The sequence below is a fragment of the Micromonospora sp. NPDC049107 genome, from assembly GCF_040648595.1.
GTDB lineage: Bacteria > Actinomycetota > Actinomycetes > Mycobacteriales > Micromonosporaceae > Micromonospora.
This window is the reverse complement of the sequence record NZ_JBEZEC010000006.1, coordinates 31347-55984: the sequence shown is the minus strand read 5'-3', so window position 1 is coordinate 55984 and position 24638 is coordinate 31347. Positions and strand designations below refer to the sequence as shown.

The 24638-nt window shown below is 68.1% G+C and carries 13 protein-coding genes, 1 tRNA gene and 1 pseudogene; 3 read left to right on the top strand and 12 right to left on the bottom strand.

Translation table 11 applies throughout. The features are described from left to right. Positions 1 to 168: 168 nt before the first annotated feature. Positions 169 to 534 (bottom strand): hypothetical protein, encoded by a 366-nt coding sequence (locus tag AB0B55_RS16120; RefSeq protein ID WP_357120909.1) that lies wholly within the window; start codon positions 532 to 534, stop codon positions 169 to 171. A gap of 378 nt (positions 535 to 912) precedes the next feature. Then, entirely contained in the window at positions 913 to 3528 is a 2616-nt protein-coding gene (locus AB0B55_RS16115) for a CHAT domain-containing protein (protein ID WP_357120906.1), read from the bottom strand. A gap of 179 nt (positions 3529 to 3707) precedes the next feature. Here AB0B55_RS16115 and AB0B55_RS16110 point away from each other — a divergent pair, with 179 nt between their 5' ends. The 3 genes from AB0B55_RS16110 to AB0B55_RS16100 all read left to right on the top strand — a co-directional run bounded on the left by AB0B55_RS16110 (position 3708) and on the right by AB0B55_RS16100 (position 6223). Continuing rightward, positions 3708 to 5018: a S8/S53 family peptidase gene (locus AB0B55_RS16110; protein ID WP_357120903.1), complete on the top strand. Its 1311-nt coding sequence runs from the start codon at positions 3708 to 3710 to the stop codon at positions 5016 to 5018. A gap of 133 nt (positions 5019 to 5151) precedes the next feature. Further along, complete coding sequence (locus AB0B55_RS16105; protein ID WP_357172050.1) at positions 5152 to 5787, top strand: sigma-70 family RNA polymerase sigma factor; 636 nt, start codon at positions 5152 to 5154, stop codon at positions 5785 to 5787. Next, on the top strand, positions 5762 to 6223 hold the full coding sequence (locus AB0B55_RS16100) for a hypothetical protein (protein WP_357120897.1): 462 nt from the start codon (positions 5762 to 5764) through the stop codon (positions 6221 to 6223). Before AB0B55_RS16105 ends, AB0B55_RS16100 begins: the two co-directional genes overlap by 26 nt. Positions 6224 to 6339: 116 nt before the next feature. Here AB0B55_RS16100 and AB0B55_RS16095 read toward each other — a convergent pair whose 3' ends face one another. The 10 genes and pseudogenes from AB0B55_RS16095 to cmk all read right to left on the bottom strand — a co-directional run bounded on the left by AB0B55_RS16095 (position 6340) and on the right by cmk (position 24536). Further along, on the bottom strand, positions 6340 to 7368 hold the full coding sequence (locus AB0B55_RS16095; protein WP_357120894.1) for a hypothetical protein: 1029 nt from the start codon (positions 7366 to 7368) through the stop codon (positions 6340 to 6342). Between the two features lie 223 nt (positions 7369 to 7591). After that, positions 7592 to 7822: pseudogene (locus tag AB0B55_RS16090) on the bottom strand (site-specific DNA-methyltransferase); the annotation flags it as partial. 326 nt (positions 7823 to 8148) lie between these two features. Continuing rightward, entirely contained in the window at positions 8149 to 8388 is a 240-nt protein-coding gene (locus AB0B55_RS16085) for a hypothetical protein (RefSeq protein ID WP_357120891.1), read from the bottom strand. 551 nt (positions 8389 to 8939) lie between these two features. Continuing rightward, positions 8940 to 9521: an Imm5 family immunity protein gene (locus tag AB0B55_RS16080; protein ID WP_357172049.1), complete on the bottom strand. Its 582-nt coding sequence runs from the start codon at positions 9519 to 9521 to the stop codon at positions 8940 to 8942. Positions 9522 to 9641: 120 nt separating this feature from the next. After that, positions 9642 to 10214, bottom strand: coding sequence for a suppressor of fused domain protein (locus AB0B55_RS16075; protein WP_357172048.1), 573 nt, complete (start codon positions 10212 to 10214; stop codon positions 9642 to 9644). Between the two features lie 9 nt (positions 10215 to 10223). Continuing rightward, entirely contained in the window at positions 10224 to 20972 is a 10749-nt protein-coding gene (locus tag AB0B55_RS16070) for a LamG-like jellyroll fold domain-containing protein (RefSeq protein ID WP_357172047.1), read from the bottom strand. A 188-nt stretch (positions 20973 to 21160) separates the two neighbouring features. Further along, a complete protein-coding gene (locus AB0B55_RS16065) occupies positions 21161 to 21634 on the bottom strand; it encodes a hypothetical protein (protein ID WP_357172046.1) in 474 nt (157 codons plus the stop codon). A gap of 573 nt (positions 21635 to 22207) precedes the next feature. Further along, positions 22208 to 22281, bottom strand: a tRNA-Pro gene (locus tag AB0B55_RS16060). A gap of 174 nt (positions 22282 to 22455) precedes the next feature. After that, positions 22456 to 23859 carry a ribosome biogenesis GTPase Der gene (der, locus tag AB0B55_RS16055; RefSeq protein ID WP_357120887.1) on the bottom strand — a complete coding sequence of 468 codons (1404 nt, stop codon included), beginning with the start codon at positions 23857 to 23859 and terminating at the stop codon, positions 22456 to 22458. Further along, the gene (gene cmk / locus AB0B55_RS16050) at positions 23856 to 24536 is read right to left on the bottom strand and encodes a (d)CMP kinase (RefSeq protein ID WP_357172257.1); all 681 of its coding nucleotides are present in this window, start codon (positions 24534 to 24536) and stop codon (positions 23856 to 23858) included. The genes der and cmk overlap by 4 nt, the downstream gene beginning before the upstream one ends. Positions 24537 to 24638 lie beyond the last annotated feature (102 nt).

Genomic DNA, 24638 nt, shown 5'->3' with positions numbered 1-24638 from the left:
GCCCCTGGTCGGCGGCGCGGGCGGCCTGCGAAGCGGGCCGCCTTGATCACGACGGAGATCTACAGCCAGGTTTCGTCGGCGACAACCCGTGAAGCCCTGCGAGCCCACGGCACATCATCAATCGCTCCAGACGGAACTCGCGGCCAGCGCGGCCGGGTTGAGCGCGCACTATCCAGGGTAGGGCCAGCGGCGTTCAGGCAGCAGTTGCGTCGAACCGTCGGCCTCGATCACCCAGGTACGCGGCTCACACAGCGGGTCATCCAGACTGGCGATCTCTCGACCGGCTGGATCTCGGGCCACCAGCCGCATCGAACGCGCGCAACTGCTTCGCAGCGGAATCAATGCCGAGCTCGTGGCAGACACGCTATGGGTGATGGGGACGCCACCCGTCTCCTCAACCGTCAGCTTGCTCGCCAGATGGTTCTCCACTACGAACGTTTCCGCACTACTGTCGGTATCCATCATCGGAACGCCGAACTGTCGTACCCAGCCAACGGCACCGGCGCAAACCACCACCACGACGGTGATGAGCACGGCCAGAGCCCGCCACAAGCGACGTTGCCGGCCAGATTTCGGGGGCGTTGGTGGTGTTGTCATCGTCTCTCCCGCCGGGCGCCCGGAACGGTCGCCAGTTGCGATCCCTCCTCCGAGGGGGACCAGGTCAGCCTCGGCGACGCCCCAATGTCCCGGCCGTCGACGGCGAGTATCGCGGTGAACGGCGCACCCTGCGCTCTCCCGCCTGGCGCGCGGTCTGCCATTAAGTGTTGCGTTGAACGAGTTCCGGCACAGTACAGGTCGGGGTCCGGGTGCTCGGCGCCATCGTGCCCGGCGCCGGCCCGCTGCGTCTGCCCGCACCGCGCACCGCCGCGCTGCGGCTGGTCATGGCCGGCTGAGCGACCGCTCCCGCTCCGGTCAGCCAGCCCCGAAGCAGACGAACGCCGCCGCGGTGGCCCGGGCCGGACCGTCGCCCGCCGCACCGAACGCCCACTGCGCGTCGGCGAGGGCTCGCGCCGGGCCGGCACCCGCCCGCATCCGCGCGTGCAGGTCCAGCATCAGTGCCGTGGTGGGCTCGGCCGGCACGGGCAACACGGTCGCGATCAGGCACCGGGTGCCGAGCGCCAGGAGCACCGCGGTGAACCCCATGACCTCGTCGCCGGGGCGTAGCCCGGTCAGGCCGGAGTCACAGGCGGAGAGCACCACGCAGCCGGGCGGCCGGGCGACCGCCTCCCACTCGTAAGCGAACAGCGGCCCGTCGGCCAGTTCCAGGGTGGAGAACTGTGGGTTGTCCGCGCGGAACGTGCCGTGGGCGGCGATGTGCACCAGCCCCGCCCCGTCCAGCGCGGCGGTCAACGCCGCGGCGGTGGCGTCGGGCCCGGTGAGCCGCCGCGCCCCGGGCAGGACCTGGGCGAGCCGGCATACCTCGGTGTGCCCGGCCGGCAGGCGCGGGCCGGCGGCCAGGACCGGCGGCCCGGCCGGCAGCTCCCGCCGATCCGCCCCGAGCCAGGCGGTGGCCGAGGGGGCGACGGTCACCGGACGCCCCGCGCAGGTGGGCAGCGCCGACCAGGGCACCGCGTGCAGCGCCCCGACCGGGACGATCACCAGGGCCCGGTCGGCCAGCCACCGCCGCAGCGGGGCGAACAGCAGCCGGTCCAGGGCCGCCGCCGCGTCGCCGGCCCCCGCCCGCGCGGCGGCCGCGTCGCCGGTGGTGACCAGCCGGCGCAGGGCGAACCGGTGCCGGCGGGCCAGGTCCGCCGCGGCAGCGAGCGGGCCCAGGTCGTGCAGGCTGGCCCGGCCGTCGCGGACCAGCACCGCCCGGATCCGGTCGCCATGGGCCACCAGCTCGACCAGCACCCGGGAGCCGAGCCGCGCGGCCAGCGCGCCCACCCCGGGCGGGGCCAGCACGGGGCCCCCACCGGGCACCCGCCGGGCCAGGTCCCGGATGCGCTGCTCCAGCCGGGCCTGCCGGCCGCGCAGGGCGGTTGCCGGGCGACCGGCCAGCACCTCGTCTTCGAGCAGGCCGCTGACCAGTCGGAGCTCAGCGAGCGCCGCCACCAGGTCGGGGTCGGCCGGAGGCCGGGCCGGCCGGGCCCGCAGCGCATTGGCCCGCCACCGCTCCGCCCACGCCAGGACCCGCCCCGGCGCGCCCGCCCGGACCGCGATGTCGAGGCCCTCGGCCGCCAATTCCTGACCGTACGCTCCACTGTGGGCACGCAGCTCCGTGGCGCCGAGCGACATGCGGTGCCGGTCGAGCACGACCAGCCCGCGGCGCAGCGCCCGGGCGGCCCCGGGTTCGTCCCCGTCGAGCCGGCGCGACAGGGCCAGGGCGTACCAGCCCTGTGCTCGCCGGTCGGCGGTGCCGCGACGGCGGGCCCGGGCGGCCACCGCCAGCAGGTTCCGGGCCCGGCCTGGCCGTCCCAGCGCGGCGGCCACCAGGCCGGCCTCGATCCGGGTGGTCAGCGCCGGACCCGGCCACCCGGTGGCGTCGAGCTGATCGGCGGTACGCACCATGGCGGTGAACAGGGGTGCCGAGCGGGTGCCCCGGCGGTACTCGGCGCGCAGCTCGACGTGCCGGGCGAAGACGGCCCAGGTGCGCCGGCCCTGGCGACGGAACCGGGCCCGGGCCGCGGCGGCAGCCTCGGTCGCGGTATCCAGGTCCGCGGCGAGCAGCGCCGCGCGGGCCCGGGCCAGCAGCGCCTCGGCGAGGTCGGAGGCCATGCCCCGGCGCCGCAGTTCCCGGACGGCCGCCGTCGCGACCACCACCGCCTCGTCGACCAGCGGCACCGACAGCAGCAGCTCAACGCGGTCCAGCAGCAGCGCCGGCCGGGGTACGGCGAGCCGCCGGTACTCCTCGTCGACCGTGGCGAAGCAGCGCAGCGCGCCGGCGATGTCGCCGCGCTGGCCGGCCGCGATGCCGCAGTTCCAACGGGCGTCGGCCGCCGCGAGGTCCAGGCCCAGCCGTTGGAAGGCGGCTGCCGCGCGGGACAGGTCGTCGTCGGTGCCGCCGGCGGCGCCCCGGTGGGCGTTGAGCAGCCCCCGGTTGTTGCGCGCCCGCGCCTCCAGCAACAGATCACCCTCGCGCAGGGCGATGTCGACGGCCAGGCCGTAGTCGCGTACCGCCTCGTCGTAGCGACCTCGGTAGTGCAGCACTACGCCCCGCTGCATCCGGGCCCGCCCCGCGTCGGCACCGACGAGCTGCGGCAGCGCGGCGGTCACCGCGCGCAGCGCCGCAGCGGTGTGGCCGGCGTTGGCCAACACGTAGCCCAGGCTCATCCGGGCCAACGCCCGGTTCCGGGGCGTGCCGGCGGCCCGGACCGCGCGGCGCAGGTGGCGCAGGGCGCCGGACAGGTCGTTGAGCTCTCGCAGGGCCAGACCGACGGCCCGCTCAGCGGTGGAGCGCTCGTCGGCCCCGGCCGTGGGCGCGGCGGCCAGCACCCGCTGGGCGATCGCGATCGCCTCGCGCGGGTAGCGCTGGACGGCGTCAAGCGCCGCCTGAGCCGTGCCGGCACCGGAACCGGTGCTGTCGGGCATGCCCCACAGAGTCCCCGAACTGATGCCCAGCCGTCAATGTCTCTGCGGGCCTGTCGGGAATCTGCACCCACCATTAACGCCATTGACACGCACCTATGCTTTGGAAGAATCGACGACACCCGGGAAACGTGGCCACACCGGCCAGTGGCGGGCGCTTCTGCCGACCGCATGGAGGACCCGTGTCGCCTGACCATCCCGCCGCGCCGCGCCCGGCCGGCCAACTGTCCCGACGGCGACTGCTGGCCGCGTCCGCGCTGGCCGCCGCAGCGTCGTTCGCCGTCGGGTCCCGTGCGGCCCCGGCCCGCGCCGGCAGCGGGGACGACGACGCCTACCAGCGCGCCTTCGACGAGGCGCTGGCTGCCGACAAGAACGTCCGCCGGCACACCACACCGGGCCGGGAGTTCCTCTACCGGCCACGGCAGCTGCTCGCCGCCGACGCCGACGCCCAGCGGGTCACCGCCTGGCTGCGTGCCCGCGGACACGTGGTGGCCGTGGGCGACGGCTTCGCCGGGGTCACCCGGCTGCTCTTCGACCGGGAGACCGACGTTCCCGCGCTCGTGACCAAGCTGCGCGACCCCCAACAGTGGCCGGGGCGGCCGGTGCCGAATGTGCAGCCGCACCACGTGCTGCTGGGCTGCGGCAACATCATGGGCAACCCGGGCAGCCCGCCCACGACGGTCGCCGCGCTGCCGCCGCCGGACCCGGCCCGGCTGGGTGAGGGCGCCAGGGTGACCGTCGGGATCTGCGACACCGGCATTTGGCGGCAGGCCGGCGGCTACCACCCACAGTGGCTCGGCGGGGCGTACCTGCCGGAGGTCGACGACGAGGACCCGCTCTACGTGCACACCGACGTACTCGCCCCGCAGGGCGGGCACGGCACCTTCATCGCCGGCGTGGTTCGGCAGGCCGCGCCGGGAGTCCGGGTCGACCCGGAGCAGGCGTTGACCGCCACCGGCATTGGCGACGAGGCGTCGGTGGTGGCCGCGATGGCCCGGCTCGCGCCGGCGGTGTCCGTGGTCAACCTGTCGCTGGGCGGATTCACCCAGGACGACAGGCCGTCGCTGCCCCTGGCCAACGCCGTGGCCGCGCTACCCGCGACGAACGCCGTGGTCGCAGCGGCGGGCAACGCCGGCACCAGCCGGCCGATCTGGCCCGCCGCGCTGGGCCAGGTCGTTGCGGTGGCGGCGGTCAGCCAGGGCTCCGGTGGCGTGGTGCCGGCCACCTACAGCGGGTACGGGCCGTGGGTCGACGTCTGCGCGGTCGGCGAGCGCCACAGCACGTACGTCGAGGGGCAGATGCCGCTGCCGGGCCGCCCGACCCGGGTGTTCCATGGCTTCGCCACCTGGGCCGGTACCTCGTTCGCCACGGCGCACGTCTCCGGTCGGCTCGCCGCCCTGATGACCGCCGGCGGCCTGAGCGCCGACGCGGCCCGGCTGGCGCTGCTCGCGGCGCCGCGCTGGCACCCCGACTACGGCGTGCTCGTCGAATGAGCGACCGGGCCGCGAGCCGATCAGCAGCACCGTGCGGTGGCCCCGGCCGGTGCCGGGTGCAGCGTTGCCGCGGCGGGAACGAGCGGCCGCGAGCGACGGAGCAGTGCCGCACCAGCCGGCGGACGGCGTCGCCGTGACCGACCCGAGCGCAACCGACCTGGTGACCGCCGCGGCGGGCGGGGACGAGTCGGCGTGGGTGGAGCTGGTCCACCGGTACACCCCGCTCGTCTACTCGGTGATCCGGTCGTACGACCTGAGCCGCGCCGACGCCGCCGACGTCAACCAGACCGTCTGGCTGCGTCTCGTCGAGCAGCTGAGCCGGATACGCGACCCGCAGGCGCTCGCCTCCTGGCTGGCGACCACGGCCCGGCGCGAGTGCTACCGGATGTCCCGCCTCGGCCGTCGCACCCAGCTCTTCGACCCGTACGATGACGCGCTGGACGCGTACCATGGCTTCTCCCGCACGGCGGACGTGGCGGCCCCCGACGAGGAGCTGCTGCGCGCGGAGCGGCGGCAGGCACTGCGGGAGGGCTTCGCGCAGCTGCCACCGCGCTGCCAGAAGCTCCTGGCCCTGTTGACCGCCGACCCGCCGGCCAGCTACCGGGAGATCGCCGAACGGCTGAGCGTGCCGGTCGGCAGCATCGGGCCGACCCAGGCCAGATGCCTGCGTCGGCTACGGGACTGCCCGGCGCTCGCCCCGTTTCTCGGAACGGCCGCAACCCGGACGAACGGAGGTGAACGCGATGGAGCCGTTGCCGCCGGCCGATGACGCGGCCCTGACCGCCGAGCTGGGTGCGGCGCTGCGGGAGGTCGGGTCGGTCCCGGAGGAGTTCCTGACCGCCGCGCGGGCGGCGTTCGCCTGGCGAAACGTCGACGCGGAGGTGGCGCTCGCCGAGCTGACGTTCGACTCGGCGTGCGACGCGGCGCCCGCGCTGACCCGGTCGGCCGAGTCGACGCGGACGCTGTCGTTCCGCAGTGCGGTGGTGACGCTGGAGATCGAGGTGACCGACGCCGGCATCGTCGGTCAACTCGCCCCGCCCCGAGGGGGGCGGGTGTCCGCGCAGACCGCCTCGGGCACGTACGCGGAGGCACCGGTCGACGCGGTGGGCTTCTTCTCGCTGGGCGCTCCCCCGCCCGGCCCGGTCCGGCTGCGCGCCCACACCGACGGCTACTCGGTGGCCACCACCTGGGTTTCGCTGCGCTGACCCACCGTCCACCTGGGACGGCGGCGCGCACCCGGGACGCCCAGAGCGTCCTGGCGAGCGCGCGGCGACGGGGGTCGCGGGCTGCCCAGGCCCACGACCCCCGCTGGTGGCCGGGGCTACTGCTTCCCGACGCTCATCAGGTACTCCACACCACCGAGGTCGGTCCGCTCCGCACCGCTCGTGTCCGGACCGAACTGGGTCACATCGAGCGCGAACTCCTTGTCCGAGGCGACCGCGGCCGCGAAGGTGAGGGAGAACTCGACCCGCTCACCCGGTTCCAGCAGCAGGTTGCCGAGGCGGGCCTTCGCCGGTTCGACGACCTCCAGCTGGTTCCTGCCGACCTCGCGTATGCCGGTGCCGACCTTGCCGCCGGCCTGCCACCGCTCGAACAGGGTCGGCCCGAGGTCGACGACGACCCGGCCGCCCACGGCCTGAATCGGCTCCCCCGGCTGCGTGAAGACCAGGTCGTTCTTGGTCGCCACCCGGAGCGAGTTGCCGATGGCGAACGGCCGCACGACCGGCGTCCCGCCCGCGACGAGCCGCACCGAGTCGACGTTGCGCCAGGCGATGTTGTTGTTGTTGCGGGTGTTGGTGCTGATGTCCGGACCCTCGAAGGTCATCGGATCGGTGGACGACACCCACCTGGCCAGCAGGCAGAAGTGGCCCGGTCCGGGCACCCCGGTCCACGGGATCGTCACGGTCGTGGTGCCGGCGAAGACGGTCACGTTCATCGCGCCGATCTGGGTCCAGTGCGTCGGCCAGACGGCACCGCCACCCGGCGTCGTCCGGTAAATCCGCAGCACGCCGCTGCCGGTGCCGGAACCGTACGGGCCGGGGTTACGCAGCTTGATGAAGATGTAGTTGGTGACGCCGACGATCGGGTTCTGGCTGACGGCACACTCGACGGCGGTCGGGCAGACCTTGATGTCGGGGCTGGCCCACAGCGGGTTGAGCGAGTGGGGTTGGACGCCGACGTCGGCGGTGACGTCCCGGATGTAGACGTCGGTGCGGGCCGCCGCGGCCTTGTCCTGCCGCGCGTCGACCGGCGCGGCGGCGGCCGTGGTGACCGCCAGCAGCGCGGCCAGCGCCGTGCCGGTAAGCACGGCCAGCGCCGAGCGGCGGACGTATCTTCCTACGTTGCCCATGACAGGCTTCTCCCATCGTCGAGGGACCGCCGACCCGCGTTGTCTCCTACCGGGCCGACGCGATGACGTTGTTCAGGAGCGCGGCGCGGCGCGGTTGATACGCCCGGCGGGACCCGTCACCGTCAGATGGAGCGAGGAACGACCAATTAGACGAGTATCGATATTTTCCCCGGCCGGCCCGATGCTGTCGGAGGGTGTCGGTACGCTTCGCCGGCACGTCGATGTGGATCGCCTCGACCACAGTGGTGCCGATAGCGCACATCGGGTCGAGCACCAAGTCCGCTGGTTGCGTGTAGGCGGTGACGGCGTGCGCGGCGATCGCCGGGAGCATCCGCGCCGGGCGCCGCACGGACTCGCGGACGTACCGGCCGCGGCGCTGGACCGGGCCGGTGGACTGGGCGGTCGCCCACACCGACAGGCCTTGGGGGCCGGGAGCAGCCCGACGACGTCCGATCGTGGGGGCAGTCGTCGTGCTCTGCTCGTCGGGGTTGCCGACACTGTCTGCGCGGTGCTTAGCCACGGCGACCACCGCCCTCGCGCCCGCCCTGCTGGGCTTGGCTCAACACCATGGGCTGGTGCTGCGGCGTGTGCTCACTAAAGTGGTGTCGGCTCCGCGCCGCGCCGTGGTGCGCTGACACCCTCAACCGGTGTTTGTGAGACCCCCAGGCAACCAACACGGATCGGTGACTTGCTGTTTCAACTGCGCTGAGCTGTCGGATGGGTCCCACGGTGTCCATGCTCGTCCGTCGGCGTCTAACCCGATCGTCACCCGTTAGTCACTCACGCCTCGCGCCTGCGGCTCTGCTCCCTCACCTCTGCCGCGCAACTGAGCAACGACCTAGCCAGCGACTCGGCCCGGTCCGCCGACAACCACAGCGAGCCGTGCGGCACGTCGTCATCGGGACCGGCCAACCCTTCGGTCAGAGTCTCCGCTGGCACTTCGACGTCTAACCGAACGAAATGATGCCCCCTGCTGTAGTCGACGAAGGCATCCAGGTACCGGTCATCATCGAAGGTCACCGCCGCATGCTGCCACGACAGCGATCCCCACTTCACCTTCTACCGCTTCGTCCCGAAGGAACCATTAGCCGTTGGTGATCTGCGCCAACAGCAGACGGGAGCAGTCGAGCAGTACGTAGGAGTCCACAGACGTCCGTGCCTTGCTCGCGCTCGTCGTCACTCAGTTGGTCACCCAGGTACGACAAAGGGGCCGTCTCGATCTTCCGAGATGGCCCCTTACCTGCGTCGGGACGGCCGGATTCGAACCGACGACCCCTTGACCCCCAGTTTACAACGATTCTGTCACGGGATGCCAGAACCGATTGATACATCCGCAGATACGAGCAAATGGGCATCCCTTTTTGACGCCCTCTGCCGCCTCATGCCGGCCGCTCCTCGGGTGCCAGTCCCGAGCCGTTACCGAGCTCGTTACGGCAACCGGTCAAGAACCCGCCCTGACATCGGGTCCAGGTAGCTCTGGTGCCCGCCCTTCATACCTGGCCCGCGCACGCGCCTCGTCAGCAGCCGATCGCTCGCCAGTTGCTCGAGCGCCGACAGGTGGGGATCTGTCTTCAGGCACCGTAGCTGGCGGGCACCGCTACACGGAGGTACCACAACCAGAAATCGCGACGAAGAGCAGAGTTACTGGGCGTCTCCCAGATGGCTCCGCCAGCTAAGGCGATGGAGGCGAAGTAGGAAGGTTCCCAATCCTCAGAGTCGACCTCCGCCTCATCGGCGCCTGCGGGCAGCACTAGCCCGCCCCATAGCACGTCCCGGTTGGTAGCCCAGCACGCCAAACCCGCGGCGACCGCAGGAAACGTCTCGGGACCGGTACGCATCCGATTGTCGAGGAACGTCGCAAGACGGTTGAGCTGGACCGAGTTGTAGACCAAGCCCAGTTGAGGCTGTTCGGGCGTGGCGCCTGGTGTGGGACCGCAAAAGGGAAGCGGTTCGACGAAGCGTTCCTGCCAGACTGGCCATGCCTTCACCGCACACGATGCTGATAGCCGCAGGTACGAACGCCAACTGCCGCCGCCCGTAACCTGCTCGAGCGCATGGTGCAGCTCCATCCGAAGCGGCCACTTCAGCTCACCCTCTGACGAAACACGGTCGATGCACCCGTCGGCTAGGCGGACAACGGTCTCTTCGGTCACTCCGCGACTACTCCTGTTCCCGAGTGCCGCTCGGGCGGAACACGGTTACAGCAGCCGGATCGGTGACCCACTGTGCGAAGATAAATACTGGTTATTGACGCTGTGGTCACCGAATCGTCCTCAGACGATCGACTCCCTATTCATATCCATCAGATCAGGATCACGCTGGAGCAATATCTGCTCAAACCGCTCCCATCCATGATCCGCAACGAATTGCGCTTCACCAGAAGTGACGGGGATTAGCCACACGATAGCAACCGCATCACCATTCTCAAGGATGACCGACTTAAAATCGGGGTCGTAGTAAACGGGCAGCGCCGCATAAAGCGAGGCGAAACCGGAATCACCGACGATGTCTTTGGGTAGAGGTATGACATTGCCTCGAAGGACCGCTTCACGGGCATCAAGGCACCTCGACACGACAAATTCCAACGCCCGAGGGAACATACTGTGTGTCACATCCGCAGGGCCATGCTCGGCGGCGATGAACTCCAGGAAGAGGTGCGCGTCGTGACCTGGACGGTGCAGCGGCACACGACTGAGCCCCACGGTGGCGTAGCCGGTGGTAGCCGCGAAGATGCCACCGGTAAGGTACGCCACGTTGACCGTTGGAAGTCCGTTGCGCGCAGTACCCTTCCAGCCACCGGTCAGCTGCCCCAGGCGGCGCTCGAGATGATCGATCAGTATAGGCACCTCGACACCCTACCCGTCCTGGCGGTTACCGGCACCTCGGTTACATGGAATGCATTCTATTCGCACATCTTTCTGATATTCATCTAAGAAATCCGCGCGACTCATGCTCTCTGGATATAGACGATTCGTATGTGCCGTGGGGTAGTGACCCATGTCGCCGGAGGGCTGGCCGGCCGCCGGATTACGGAAGACTTCGCCCGCGCAATTCGGACCCTGGCGTGGACAGATCACGCCGCCGCTGGGTCCCGGGGTACCGTTCGCCCAGGCGTCATTCGTCGTATCTGCCCGCCAACCGCCCCGGCTCGTCGTGTAACCGGGCGCGTTCGTACCGCGCACCATACCGTTGGCGTCCACCGCACCTGGGACGGGCGTATTGGGATTTGCCAGGAACCGCCCATCGGCCCCGATCGGTCGGCCGCCAGTGGCGCATTGACACGCCGCATTGTGGCCGTCTTCGCCTCCGCCGCAATTATGGACTAGTACCGGGTCGTCGCCGGCCATCACATAGTAGGTGTGGATGTCGGCGACGGTGAGGTCGCGCATCTCGGCGTCGCCGTCGAGGTTCTCAACCTCGACCACGGTCACCTGCACTCCAGGTCCCCCACCACCCATGCCAGCGCCGGTGCCGTCACCCTCCAGCCGCTTGTCGTCGTGCACGAGCAAGCGGTGGCCGACCTTCAGCTCAGCCGCGTCCACCCACTTGCGGTCGGTCGCGTCCCAGAACGGATGGTGTTGCGTGGTCTTCAGCACCGTCGACTTACCCGAGTTGGCATCACGCACTGTGACGTTGGTGAGGTCTCGGTCCTGGTTGACGTGCAGGGCGGTCACGCTCTTGGCCGCAGTCTTCTCAGCCTCGGGGTCGGTCGCCGCCACCTTGTCGCCCAGTGCAATGTCTTTGATCGCCTTGGTGCTGCCGTCGGCCATCAGAACGCGGGTGGCCGGATCGAAGCTGTGCCGCGGGGTGTTGCAACCCGAGACGCCCTGTCGTCCCTCGCCGCGCTGCGGCCGGCTCGGCGTCGCGCTTCTGCCACTCTTGCCGCCGAGCGCCCGACTGGCTCCACCACCAGCGAGCTTCGTCGCACCTCCGGTCAGCCTGCTCACGCCGGCCGATAGACCGCCGTCCAGGCCGCCCTCAATCATCGTGCTGGCTAGGTTGCCCAATGAGAACTTCTCGTCACCCCGAGCCACGTCGACCATGTATCCGGCACCAGCGGACATCGCTCCGGCGGCGGCGCCGGCCAGGATCAGGCACCCGACGCCGGTGGCGCAGAGAGCGCCCACTGCGACTGTCGCCGCGATACCCACGGCCACCGTCGCCGCGAACTTCCACGGATCCTTCTTGATCGCCTCCACTGTCGATTTGAGGTTAGTGACAGCGGATTTTGCCGCCTTCTTCGCAGTCTCTTTCACGCATTTCCTGACGCCGCCAGAGGCACACTTTTTGGCGTCGTGATACGCGTCCTTAACTTTTTGGATCTTTTTCTTCGCCCAACGGACCGTGGTGTCCTTGACGGCATGGGCGGCCTTCTTCAGGTTGTTCTTGACGTTGCGCGCTGTCTTCTTGACGTCCTGCCACGCCTTACCGGATCGGACGTAGTTGAACGCCTGGTAGGAGCTCTTTGCCAGGGTCGTCGTCGCCCGATAGGTGCTCTGGATCGCCGCCACAGGGTTGGTGACCACAGACACGGTGCTACGGAAGGCCGACTTGAGGCTCGAAAGGCCCCAGTGTCCAGTCGGGTCCGTCGTCGTCAACGGGTTCGCGTCGCCGTACTGGAAGCGGTTGGCGTTGACCGAGTCGGGCACCGGATTGTTGGACGCAGTGTCTCGGGTGTCGAACTGACCGGTATCCGGGTTGTACCAGCGGGCGAGCATGTTGACCCGCCCTGTCAGGTTGTCAGTCCACTCGGACTGGTAGCCCAAGCTGCCGACTAGACCGGACGAAGCGACGACGGTGCCAACGGGGTCATAGGTGGTCGACCCGGAAAGAGTGGTGCCGGTGGCGGTGAATTGGCCCACGACATCGTCATGCTGGTCTGTCCAGACGTACCGAGAACCCGTGCCGGTGCCGGTGCCGGCCGCGAGCAGCGAACCGTCAGGGCCACGGGTGTAGGTCGCCCCGCTGTCCTGGGCTAGATCATTGTCGAGACCTGTGTATCGAAATCCCGGTACGACGGCGCGACCAAGCCCGTCGTAGGAGTAGGTGCGGGTGCCTCCGGCCGACTGTTGGGAAACCACCTGGCCGAAGGCGTCGGTGGTGGTGGTGAACGCTCCTGCCGCTGAGCTGGTCTGGCGCAAGGTCCCGCGTGCGGTGTACGCGTACGAGATCCCACCGCTCTGCGTCGAGAGCTGGTTCCGCGCGTCGTAGGTGAAGATCTTCCCGCCGGCTTGGGTCCTGTTGCCTGCTCCATCGTATGTGTAGCCGATGGTGGTACTGCCGTTGTTCCATGTCGACAGCCGGTCGGCGAGGTCGTACGTATAGGTGTTGGCGCTGGACCCGGCGAAGCCGGTGGTGACCTTCGAGGTTTCGTTGTTGTTGTTGTCGTAGCCGTAGGTGATCGAGCCGAGGGTGGTGGTGCCGGCGGCGTTTTTCAGAGTGTCGGACTTGAGGCGGTGCATCGCGTCATATCCAAAGCTCCGCACGTTGCCGGAGTTGTAACTGATCGACGACATCTGCGACATGTTGTTGTAGCCGACCACGAGGTTGACGCCGGTGGCGGTGTTGGTCGCCGTCCGGAACCGGCCAGCGGTGTCGTAGGTGTAGCTGCTGCTCCCGGCGGCGTCGGTGCGCGAGGCCGTCTTTCCGTCCTTGTTGTAGGTGAACGAGGACGAGTCGCCGGGACCGGTGATGGACAACGGTAGGCCGCGGTCGTCGTACGAGACGTCTGCCGTGCCGGCCGGGACCGCGAATCCGGTGAGCCGGCCGGCGTCGTCGTAGTCGAAGGTCCGGTCGGCCGTGGTGGCCTCAGCACCAGTGCCGGACTGTCGGGTCAGTCGGCCAGCGTCGTCGTAGCTGTTGCTGGTTCTTACCCCGCCGGGAGCGATTTGGTCGACGACCCGAGCGGCCTTGTCATAGGTCGTGGTGAAGGTGCGGTCGGCCAGGTTTGGGTAGGCAGGGGTCGATGGTTCGATTCGCGATTCGGGCAGGCCCCAGGTGTTGTAGGTGGTCCAGAACTGGTTGCCCCGGCCGTCGGTAAAGCGAGTCTGGTTACCTGCGGCGTCGTATCCGAAGCTGGTCGTGATCGCGGTGGTGGCGGTGACCGGCTGGCTCTCGCTCGTCAGTCGGTTCATCGCGTCGTATTCGAAGGTGGTGGTGGTCGTGCGCCCGTCCGTCGACGACGTCAGGTTGCCGTTGTCGTCGTAACCCTTTGATCGGGTGACGAGTACGGTTCCTGCGGCATCCAGGTCCTGCTGCTGCCTGAGTCGGCCGAGGGGGTCGTAGCTGGCGGTCTGCGCGGTGCCATCCGGCATGGTGATCCTGGTGGCGCGGCCAAGTCCGTCATACTCGTACTTGGTCTGATTGTTCGCACCGTCGGTGGTGGTCAGTGGCGCGCCGGTGAAGTCGTAGGTGCTCGATGTCTTCACGCCTGCGGCGGTGGTCACCGACTGGGGCCACGGGCCCTGACCGAGCGCGCCGGTGCCGTAGTCATAGTTGGTGGTGTTGGTCTCGCCGGTCTGGCGGACCACCTGGCTCGTGGTGAGCGGGCGGTCCATCAGGTCGTACGTCGACGACTGCTTGGCACCGGTCGGGTCGATCGAGTCCAGAACGCGGCCGAGCTTGTCGTAGCTCGCTCGGGACACCTTGCCCCGCGGATCGGTGACTGCGACCCGATTGCCGAGGGCGTCGTATTCATAGCTCGTCGTCTTACCGTCGGCGTTGGTCACCGAGCGCACCCGATCGAGCTTGTCGTAGTTGGTGATCACCGAGGCCCCCACGATTGGCGTACCGCCGGGCGGTGTGTAGTCCGGTGCGATCACCTCGGTGGGCCGGCCGAGAGGGTCGACTCGGGTACGGGTGACATTCGAGAGTGGGTCCTGTGTCTCGACTATCTCGCCGAAGGTGTTGTAGCCGATACGGGAGACCGGGACGACGGTTACACCTGCCGTGCCGAACACCTCGGCAGTCACGGACGGCTCCACCGTCTTTACCAACTGGCCGGCCTCGTCGTACTCGTAGCTGGTGGTCTTGCCTTTCGGGTCGGTGGTGGCGGTCGTGTTGCCCAGCTTGTCGATCGTGTAGTTGGTCGTCAGGCCGGTGGTCGACGCGAGTGCCTCACCGGTGCGGCCGTTGCCTCCGGCGTAGAGCGTGTTGATCTCGGCGGCGGACAGGGCTCGTTGGTAAAGCTGCACGTTGTCGATGGAGCCGCTGTAGCTGGCGTAGGCACCCATGCCGAGGTAGCCGCCGCCGATGGTCGGCGACTGCGATGCGAACGGGGTCGGGTTGGTGGCCCCGGTACCGGCGACGTTGTTGACGTAGAGGCTGAGCGCCTTACTGGTGGCGTTGTAGACACCAACCAGATGAACCCAACTGTTTGCGACCAACGCGTTGCTGGAGGTGGCCGAGTAGATGGCCGACGGCGTGGCCGAGTCTGACGACGGCACGCGGAAGGCCCACTTGTTCAGGGTCTTGTTGTACTCAAGGTAGTACGCGGTCCCGTAGAAGCCGAGCTGAGTCAGCGCGGTCTGGTCCTTGAGGAAGTCCTTTGGCTTCACCCAGGCAGAGATCGAATACGATCTGGCAGTGTCGATGGCATGATCGCCGATTCGGAGACCTCGGCCACCACTGAACGTGGCGACGCCCCCGGACATGGTCACGTCGGCTCCGCCGGTCGCCTTGCTGGCCGATGCTGTCGAGTCGTAGGCGACGTTGTATCCGTCGCTGAAGCTGGTTTCGTCAAGCTTGAACCAGGCGTTAGGCGAGACTGAGGGGTCGGTGGCGATCCGTTCCGACTTCATTCGGCCGAGTGGATCGTAAGTACGGTTGGTCGTCTGCAGAACTGACGCGCCGCCGCGGTCGCTTGTTCGAGTGGCCAGCACATGGTCATCGGCGTCGAAGCTGAAGCTGGTGACACGTTCAGTGTTGTTGTAGACGTCCGCCGGCGCCGTCGCGCTGATCTGCACAACCCGGTTGGCAGGGTCGCGGGTGTATGAGGTGATGGTCGCGCCGTTGTTGGTCTCCTGGCTCTCCAATTCCCCGTCTGGCCGGTGGATGTTCTCCTCGAGCACGTACGTTCGGGTGCCGTCGGTGCGGGTGACCCGGCGCAGCGTGCCGTTGCCGTTATAGGTGTAGTTCGTCGTGTAATTCATGGCGTCCGTGTCGGAGGCGAGATTGCCGTCCGGGAAGTACGCCTTGAAGCTGACCTGGGTGGTGGTGCCGTCGGCGCCGGTGATCGTGGTGGTGAGGTCGTTGCCCTCGCCGTCGAAGGTCTTCCGTACCGCGTGCAGCACGTCCCCGGAGGGGCAGGGATCGCCAGGTGATGGTGAACTGTCGCAGGTGACCTCGGCCGTGGTGTTGCCGTAGACGTCGTATTCGAGCAGGGTGACCACCCCCGCAGGATTGACCGTTTTGATCATCCTGCCGTGGTCGTCGTAGAAACTCTGGACCGCACGTTCCGCGTCGCCGCCGGTCAGGTCTTGCACCCGGCGTCCCGTGACGTTGCCGTCGGGGTCGTAGTCGGTCGACGTTCGGCCGGTGTGCACGGCACCGGTGACCTGGTTCAGCACGGGGGGCTCGGTCTGTTCGACGACCTGGCCCTCCGCGTCGTACCTCATGGAGGTGGTCAGGTCCCCCAGGGTCTCGGTCTTGACGGTCTTGGCGGTGATCCGACCCAGGCCGTCGTAAGCGAATTCGGTCACCAGTCCCGCTCCGTCAGTGATCCGTGCCAAATCACCCGCGGAGTTGTACTCGTTGGTCTGGGTGGCGCCGCCAGCGGACCTGGTCGTCACCGGCAGTCCGGGCGGCGTCGTTCCGCCTCCAACCGCTGCGGTGGTCGCGCTGGTGTAGGTGACGGTAGTGGTCTTGCCATCGGGAAAGCCCGCGACGGGCGGCGTCGTGGTGCTCGTTCGGTTGCCGGCGGTGTCGTATCCGAACCGGGTGAGGAACATCGGATCGGTCGGGCTGTACGAGTTGGCCGTGCGGTATTCAATCAGTTGATCGTTACGTGGATCCGGTGCAAGGTTAATGCTTGTCGCATCCGGATAGTAGTTGTAATAGGCCGATTTACATGTTGTCGACGTGAGGCACGCGCTCGTACGGACCGTGTTTCCCCGTACGTCGCGGCCGGTCTCGGTCTTGTTCCGCAGCGGATCGTAGGTCACGGAACCGAAGCCGCCGATGTCGTACCCGTAAGTGGTGGTGTTGCCCAATACGTCGGTGGACGCGATCAGCCGGTTACCGTTGACCAGGTCGAAGACCTGCGTAGAGGTCTTGCCCTTCGGGTCGGTGACCGTCGTCGTGGTAATCGAGGTCAGCGTCGACCCGGTGGTGCCGGAGCCAGGCTGTGTGGTGCTCTTCGACGCCTTCCAGTGCCGGTCGACCTCCGCGGCACTCAGCGGCGTTTTGTAGAAGGCCACCTCGGCGATGTTCCCGGTGAAGTAGGAGACATCCTGCGTGGATCCGGGCCAGCCCTTGGTGATGCCCGTACCGAGGTATGCGGCCACCCTGGCCAGGTCTTGAACAGTGCCGGCATGGCCTCCGACCATGTCTCCATCAAGGTAGAGCAACTGCTGGCTCGGAGTCTGGGTGACGGCGATGTGGTGCCACTTACCGTCATTGACCTTCGACGGGGACTGGACGACGGGTGATGACGGGGCCCAGAACTCGCCGCGCAGATAGCCGTCCCCACCGACATAGAGAGCTGGCGTCCAGGTGGTCGCCCCCGTCGTCGACGGCGGCAAGTCCATCTGGCCGTTGGTGTAGCCCAGCAGCACGCCGCTCTTGGCGCTGCCTGCCGGGGTCTTGAACCACATCTCGACCGACTTGGTGGCGTCGTACGGACCGCCGCCGAGGTCCGCCATGGTGTTCAGCTCGACATAAGCGTTGGTGCCGTTGAACACTGCCCCGTACGAATCGGCGAACGGGCTCGTCGTGTTGGGTTGGGTCGTGTTGAACGTGACGTTTCGATACCGCGCCTCGTCGAACTCGCCGCGCACCTCGTTCACCGGCTGGGTGGGTGCCTGAATGTCGGCAAGCCGGAAATAGTGCTCCGGTTGCGACCCGAGCACCGACGACACGTACACCAGGCTGGACCCACCGACGGTCGGTGTTCCGATCTTCCACGTTCCGCCGATTTCGTCGGTGACCTGCTTGACCCGGCCCGTCACCGCGTCGTACTCGACGACGGCCTGGACCCGACCACCGGGCGTCGTGATCCGCGTCAGCAAGGGGTCAGCCGCAACACCACTGCTGTGCAGGGAGGTCGCCGTGGGCGTTGTGATGGCCCGATTGTGGAAGACCACATCGGCGATCGACCCGTTGAAGAACGTGGCGGTGGCCGCGGTGTTCGGTTGCGCAGGCCAAGCGCCGCCGAGGAAGCCGGCACCCACATAGCCGTTCGTCATGCCAAGGTCAAGATTGATCGTGGCGGTCAGCGTGGCGACGCGGGCACCGTCGACGTAGAGGGCCTGGTTGCCGCCATTGCCGGCCAAGGCAACGTGGTGCCACTGACCGTCGACTACCGTGTTGGGCGAGGCCATGGTGTTCGCGGTGCTGCCCGTCCAGAACTGTCCGTGCAACTTACCGTCCGACCCCACGTAGAGAGTCGGGGTGTAGGTCTTGGTCGTCGTGGCACCCGCACTGACCGGGTCGACCTGATGGCTGAAAAGCACGCCGGTGGGGCTGCTCGTGCGGAACCACATGCTGATCGATTGGTACGACGCCTCGGTCACCAGCTTCGCCGGCAGTTTCACCGACGACGACGTGCCGTTGAAGCTTGCTGCCGTGGAGGTCGAACTAGCCACCGGGCCGGAACTCCCGAGGGTGACGTTGGCGTAGGTGGCGTTGTCCACGCCGTCGTTGCTCAGCACCGCGCTCTGTGCGACCGTCGCACCAGGGCTCTCGTTGAGCCGCCAGAACGAATACGGGTCGGTGTTGAGCACAGTGGTGGCGTGCTGCGGCGTCAGCGTGTACTGGTAGCTGGAACAGTTCGCGGCCCCAGAAGGCGGACAAACGTTCGTCAGCAGGTCGCCGTCGTAGTTGTAGGTCCACGTCACCGCGCTGGCCGCGTCGCCCTTGACGACCGGGTCCGTGGTAATTGCCGAGACGTGTGGATACGTCGAGTTCGGTGGACGCGACCACGATATGCGGAGTGCGCGACTTGAGGCCACGGATCGCACCTCGTCGACCAACCCAGCAGCGTCGTAGTGCACGGTCAGCGAACGGCCCGCAGCGTCGGTGATCCGGGTCAGGCCGTAGACTCCACCGGTCGCCGCCTGGGTGAACTCGTACGTAGTGGTGTCCTTGTCGGTCAATGTGTAACCGCCGGTGACCGCCTTGAAGACGGAGTATCGCCCCAAGGGCGGTGTCCAACTGCCGTCGGGGTTGCGACCGAACGAGATATCCTCACCGCTCGGGTAGCGCACCGCCACCGTTTGCAGGGCACCACTCGCGTCGGCCGACTCACGGGCCTGCATGTCGAGCAGCGACGACCAGCCTCGACCAAACGCCCCAAATACGCGGGTGTCGAGGCTGTTGTAGTCCCTCGTGATGCTGAGCGCCGGACCGACCGTCGTCACCTCCACATCCGTGTCGGAGGTGGTGTAATTACCCGTACTCGGCTCGTAACCCTTTCCGCCGTTCTGCGCCAGGTCGGAGGTCACCATCTGCTGTGGCACCTGGGTGGTGAACGCATACTTCACCGGGGCGACGGCCGAGGTGGACGAGTAGTCATTGACTTGCACCGCGTACTGGTAGGTCTTGCCCCAGACGAGGACGCCAGCAGGCACCTTCCAAACGCCGGCGGTCACCCAACCGGAGGTGCTGAGCTGCGCACCTGCCTCGTCATAGACGAAGTAGTTGTACCGCAAGCCCTTGTTGGGCCAGCTGTCCGGGTCGCTCCCGGCGGCGGCGAGCTCCGGGGTCAGCGTATTGACGGCGTAGTTGTTGGCCGGGTAGCGGACGTCGAGCTGTGGCGGGACATTGTCCGTGTAGGTGACGTCGAGGAAGGCATCACACTTGATCGAGCCGTAGGTCGCATGGGCACAGCGCATCGTTGAGTTATCGAGGCCGGCATCGACTGAGGTGAACCGCTTCCACGCCTTGACGTTGGTCTCGCTCTCGGCTTTCAGCGCGAGGCCGTAGTTGGCACCGCCGGTGACCCAGTTATTGACCTCCGACACGTTGAGCGTGACCGGCACCCAGATGCCTACGTTCCGGATTTTCGCCTGGTTACCACAGGCCGCAGTGCTGGTGGGTGATGCGTTACCGATGGAACTCGACAATGTCGGGAAATTCGTGGATCGAACGCCGGTTGAAGACCAGTCCGACTTGACGGCGAAGACGTCGAAACGGTGGACCTCGCAGCCGGTGTTGAGGCCCTGGTAGCTCATGAAGAGGTTGAGCTTGGCCGTGCTGATCTTCTTGCCCGCGTAGGCAGTGGAGAAGCTCGGGAACGGTAGCAGTCCCTGCGCCTTGGCCACACCGTTGTTGAATGTGCCGATCCCGATACTGTCCTCGGTCGACCGGTCAGACTCGGTGCTGCCAGATTGGACGTAGGTATCGCCTTGTGTGGTGGCGATGGTCGGGTCGAGCACAACCGGGAACGCCCGCTTCGGGTCATGTAGCCAGGCGCCGTCGACCGTCATCTTCAGCGCAGGGCCGTCAGCGGTGTCGACAAGGGAGTAGCGGATGTCGCGGGACATCGCACCGGCGCCAGAAGCGTCACCGGCGGCGTCCTCCATGAACGCTGCGGGCATCCGGGCGACCTCCTGACCCCCCGCCGCTCGGAACACCACCGACCCGTCGCCATCGACTGCGGCTGTAAGCCCGATCAGTGCGAGGGGATAGGTGTACTCCGTGGGAACGTCCGCTGAGTGGAAGACCAGACTTTCTTTGACCTCGCGTCCTGCGGTAGCAAGTCTCAGGTCGACGTTCGGGAAGACCTGGCGGTACGTCGCCAGTTCGCCGCTCACCTCGGGGAGGCCAATGTCTGCGCCCGCGATCCGGTAAGCAAGGCTTCGACCTGCGTCGAAGGTCATGCTGACCAATGGCGTCGTGCCTGTCGTGCGCGCTGCGGGATCACCGCCCGAGGCGTCGAACTCGATCTTCTGCCCGTTGGCCCGCGGCCGGAGCCGACCGTCGGCACCCCGCACCAGCTTGCCGTCGATTGGCTGCCACGACCCGTCCGCCGCCCGGAAGTTGACCGGCTGCTGGTAGACCCTCCGGGTGTACGAGCCGTCCGCGTTACGGAACATCTCGGTCTGCTCGGTGGCGCCTGCCGCTTGCCGCTTGCTGGTCTTGAGCTCGAATCCGCGCGACGGCTCGCCGGCTTTGCGCACCGTGCTTTCGGGCCGGTGGGGCTCAGAGCGCGCCAGCTCGCCCTTCGCCCGCACGGGCTTGCTGCGATCCTCGGTGAGCGGAGCCTCTGCATAGTGACTGCGCGGCGGGTTCTTTCCCACCTGCTGCTTCGGGGTGGGCGGATTGCTTGAAGCCCAGGACGGTCGGGCCTCCAGCAGTGACCAGAACCAACTGAGCGGGAAGCCAGAGCCCGCCACGATGGGCAGCGGCTCTCGTGGAGCACCAACACCGAGAACCAGGACGATCACCAGAACGGTTGCGACCCGTCGATACACAGGCCTCCGCGAGATACGGGCACGCCGCCGTGCCAACGCCCCGCGAACAGCATCATGCCGACCGCCCATGGCAGCCCTCCCCGTAGCTTGATCATGCAACGGGAAGCTTCCTGGACGTTCGCTGAGAAAACAATGGCCATCAGTGGCCTAGTTTTTACATGTTAGGTCGTAGCGGGCAAGGTGCGGACGGCCGCGGCAACACCATTGACGATCTCATCTGGAGAGCCGGCCTCCACTATGGTCACGCCCACGTTCGGCGCGCCATCCACGACCACATACCGAATAGCCGGAAAGCGGTCCTTACCGGCGATTAACGCATCCACCGGAGCAGCCCCGACCGCGATGACCATCTCGCACCCCTGAGCAGCCAACGTGTTGAAGTAGGCAGCCACATTGGACTCATCTTGGACGCCGTCCGCGGCTAGGTACTGCACCTGCACCAGCGACTCGACCGAAGCGCGTTGCATCCCAGTCCAGGCGGCTCTCGCGTCTCGGCTGGCCAGCCCCCTGTTGTCGGTCAGCAAGCAGGCGGTGACATCGCGGTATTGTCGCTCCCGAGGCGCAGTGGTCGGGTTGGGCCATACGATCCACGCCACCACGATCGCGACGGCCAGAGCGACGAGCCCGACCAACACCCATCGCCGCCGTAAATACCTGTACACCTGCCGACCTCCTCGCGACGGCGGTGGGTCCCCCGCACCGGCTGAGGATACGGGCGAGCAGAAGCCTCGTCGATCATGCCTTGATCGTGGAGCCATACCGTGCGCGCCTCCGTGATCCTGCGGGGAGGACAAGGGCCGTCCTGGACCAGCCCGGTAGTCGCGGAGCGCACTCGGATATCAAAGCGGGGCCGGCCGGCGTCCTCGTAGTCCAGCGTTCCGAGAAGCCACGCCTCGTCGGCGTCGTGCGGTGGAAGATCGGCTCGATCCGGCTCGGATCGTCGTGAGCTGGAGCCACCGACGATCCTCTGTACATCGGTGTCGCAGCATCGGAGGTAGCGACAGCTAGCAACATCTGCAGCACTTGACGCGCAATAAAGAGCAGACCTGCCGCTCCGTCCAGGACGCAGACGAAGCGGCAGGTCAGAGCGTTGTGCAACAGGCACGTCAACGGCAAACCATCCACGCCGTTACCGCCAACAAAGATCATCCGTTACCGGATGTTACCGCCGTTACCTGGGATGATCTTCATCTCCCCAGGTCAACCGGTCGGGACGGCCGGATTCGAACCGACGACCCCTTGACCCCCAGTCAAGTGCGCTACCAAGCTGCGCCACGTCCCGCCCCCGCAGAGTTCCCCCTGCGACAGCCGGTACAGCTTAGCGCAGCACTCCTGCCCCGTCCGCACAGGCCCCACCCGCGTTGTCGGAGCGGCGAACCACCCCACAACCCCTAGAGCGTCCTAGGAGGGTGGGCCAGACGGTGATCGTCTGGCCCACCCGACAGAACGCCAGGAATCAGCCGTGCGCCTTGCCCCGACCACCGGGGCCGAGCTTCTTGCGGGGGCGTACGGAGATCTCGATGGGGCTGCCCTCGTACCCGAACTCCTCGCGGAGCTTGCGCTCGACGAACCGCTGGTATCCGGCGTCGAGCGGGCCCGTGGTGAAGAGCACGAACCGCGGCGGCGCCACCCCGGCCTGCGTGGCGAACAGGATGCGGGGCGCCCGTCCACCGCGCACCGGGTGCGGGGTGGCCTGCACGAGCGCGGTGAGCCACTGGTTGAGGTGCGCGGTCGGTACGCGCAGTTCCCAGCTCGCCAGGGCCTTGTTGAGGGCCGGGGCCAGCTTGTCGACGGCGCGGCCGGTCATGGCCGACAGGTTCAGCCGGATCGCCCAGGGGATGCGGCGCAGCTCCCGGTCGATCTCCTTGTCCAGGTAGTACCGGCGGTCGGCGTCGACCAGGTCCCACTTGTTGAACGCGATGACCAGCGCTCGGCCGGCCTCGGTCACCATCGTGAGGATCCGCTGGTCCTGCTCGCTGATCGGCTCGCTGGCGTCCAGGAGCACGACGGCCACCTCGGCGGCCTCGATCGCGCCGGCGGTGCGCAGGCTGGCGTAGTACTCGGTGCCGCTGGCCTTGCCGACCCGCTTGCGCAGACCGGCGGTGTCCACGAGCTGCCAGGTCTGGCCGCCGATCTCGACCAGGCTGTCGACCGGGTCCACTGTGGTGCCGGCGACCGAGTCGACAACGGCCCGATCTTCGCCGGAGAACCGGTTGAGCAGACTGGACTTGCCCACGTTCGGCCGGCCGACCAGCGCCACCCGGCGCGGCCCGCGCGGCCGGTTCTCGACGATCGCGGGGGCTTCCGGCAGCGCGGCGAGGATGGCGTCCAGCAGGTCACCGGAGCCGCGCCCGTGCAGCGCGGACACCGGGAACGGCTCGCCGAGGCCGAGCGACCACAGCGACACGGCCTCCATCTCGATGGAGTTGTTGTCGGCCTTGTTGGCCACCAGGATGACCGGCTTGGCGCTGCGACGCAGCATCTTCACCGCGGCCTCGTCCACGTCGGTGGAGCCGACCATCGCGTCGACCACGAAGAGGACCACGTCGGCGGTGACCACCGCCGTCTCGGCCTGCGCGGCGATGGCCGCCGCGCGGTCCTTCGCGTCCGGCTCCCAACCGCCGGTGTCCACCACGGTGAACGACCGGCCGTTCCACTGCGCGTCGTACGGCACGCGGTCCCGGGTCACGCCGGGAATGTCCTCGACGACCGCCTGCCGGCGGCCGATGATCCGGTTGACGAGCGTCGACTTGCCCACGTTGGGACGGCCGACGACCGCGACCACCGGCTGCGGGCCGGTCGGCTCCTCGACGACGAGGTCCGGCTCGCGCAGCTCGACCCAGGAACCACCCTCGCTCATGCCACTCCCCGCTCGCTGAGCAGGTCACGCAGCCGGGCCACGACCTCGTCGATGCCCAGCTCGGTGGTGTCCAGCACGACGGCGTCCTCCGCCTGGGCCAACGGGTTGACCTTGCGGGTCGAGTCGAGTTTGTCGCGGCGGGCCAGGTCGGCGGCGGTGGCCGCCACGTCGGCGGCGTCCTCGGCGCTGCGCCGGGCCGCGCGGGCCGCCTCGGAGGCGGTCAGGAAGACCTTCAGGTCGGCGTCCGGCGCCACGACCGAACCGATGTCCCGGCCCTCGACCACCATTCGGCCCGCGTTGACGATCATCTCGCGCTGCCGGGCGACCAGCAGCTCACGGACGGCTGGCACGGCGGCGACGGCGGAGACCGCCTGAGTCACCTCGGGCCCGCGGATCTCCGCGTCCACGCTCACGCCGTCGACGGTCACGCCGTACCCCTGGGGGTCGGTGCCGATGCGCAGGTCGGCCTCGCCGGCGACCTTGGCCACCGACGCGGCGTCCGTGAGATCCACGCCGGAGCGCAGCACGGCCCACGTGATCGCCCGGTACATCGCCCCGGTGTCCAGGTAGCGCGCACCGATGCCGGCGGCGAGCCGCCGCGACACGGTGGACTTACCCGAACCGGACGGCCCGTCCACAGCGACCACACATCGCTCGGCCCGTACGTTTTCCTCCACCGTGTCCTCCTCAGCCCGTACCTCGCGGATCGCCCGGTGCTGGCGCCGCAAGCGGTTGTCCATCGTCATCCATCATGCCCGGGGCCCGTGGCGCACCCACGC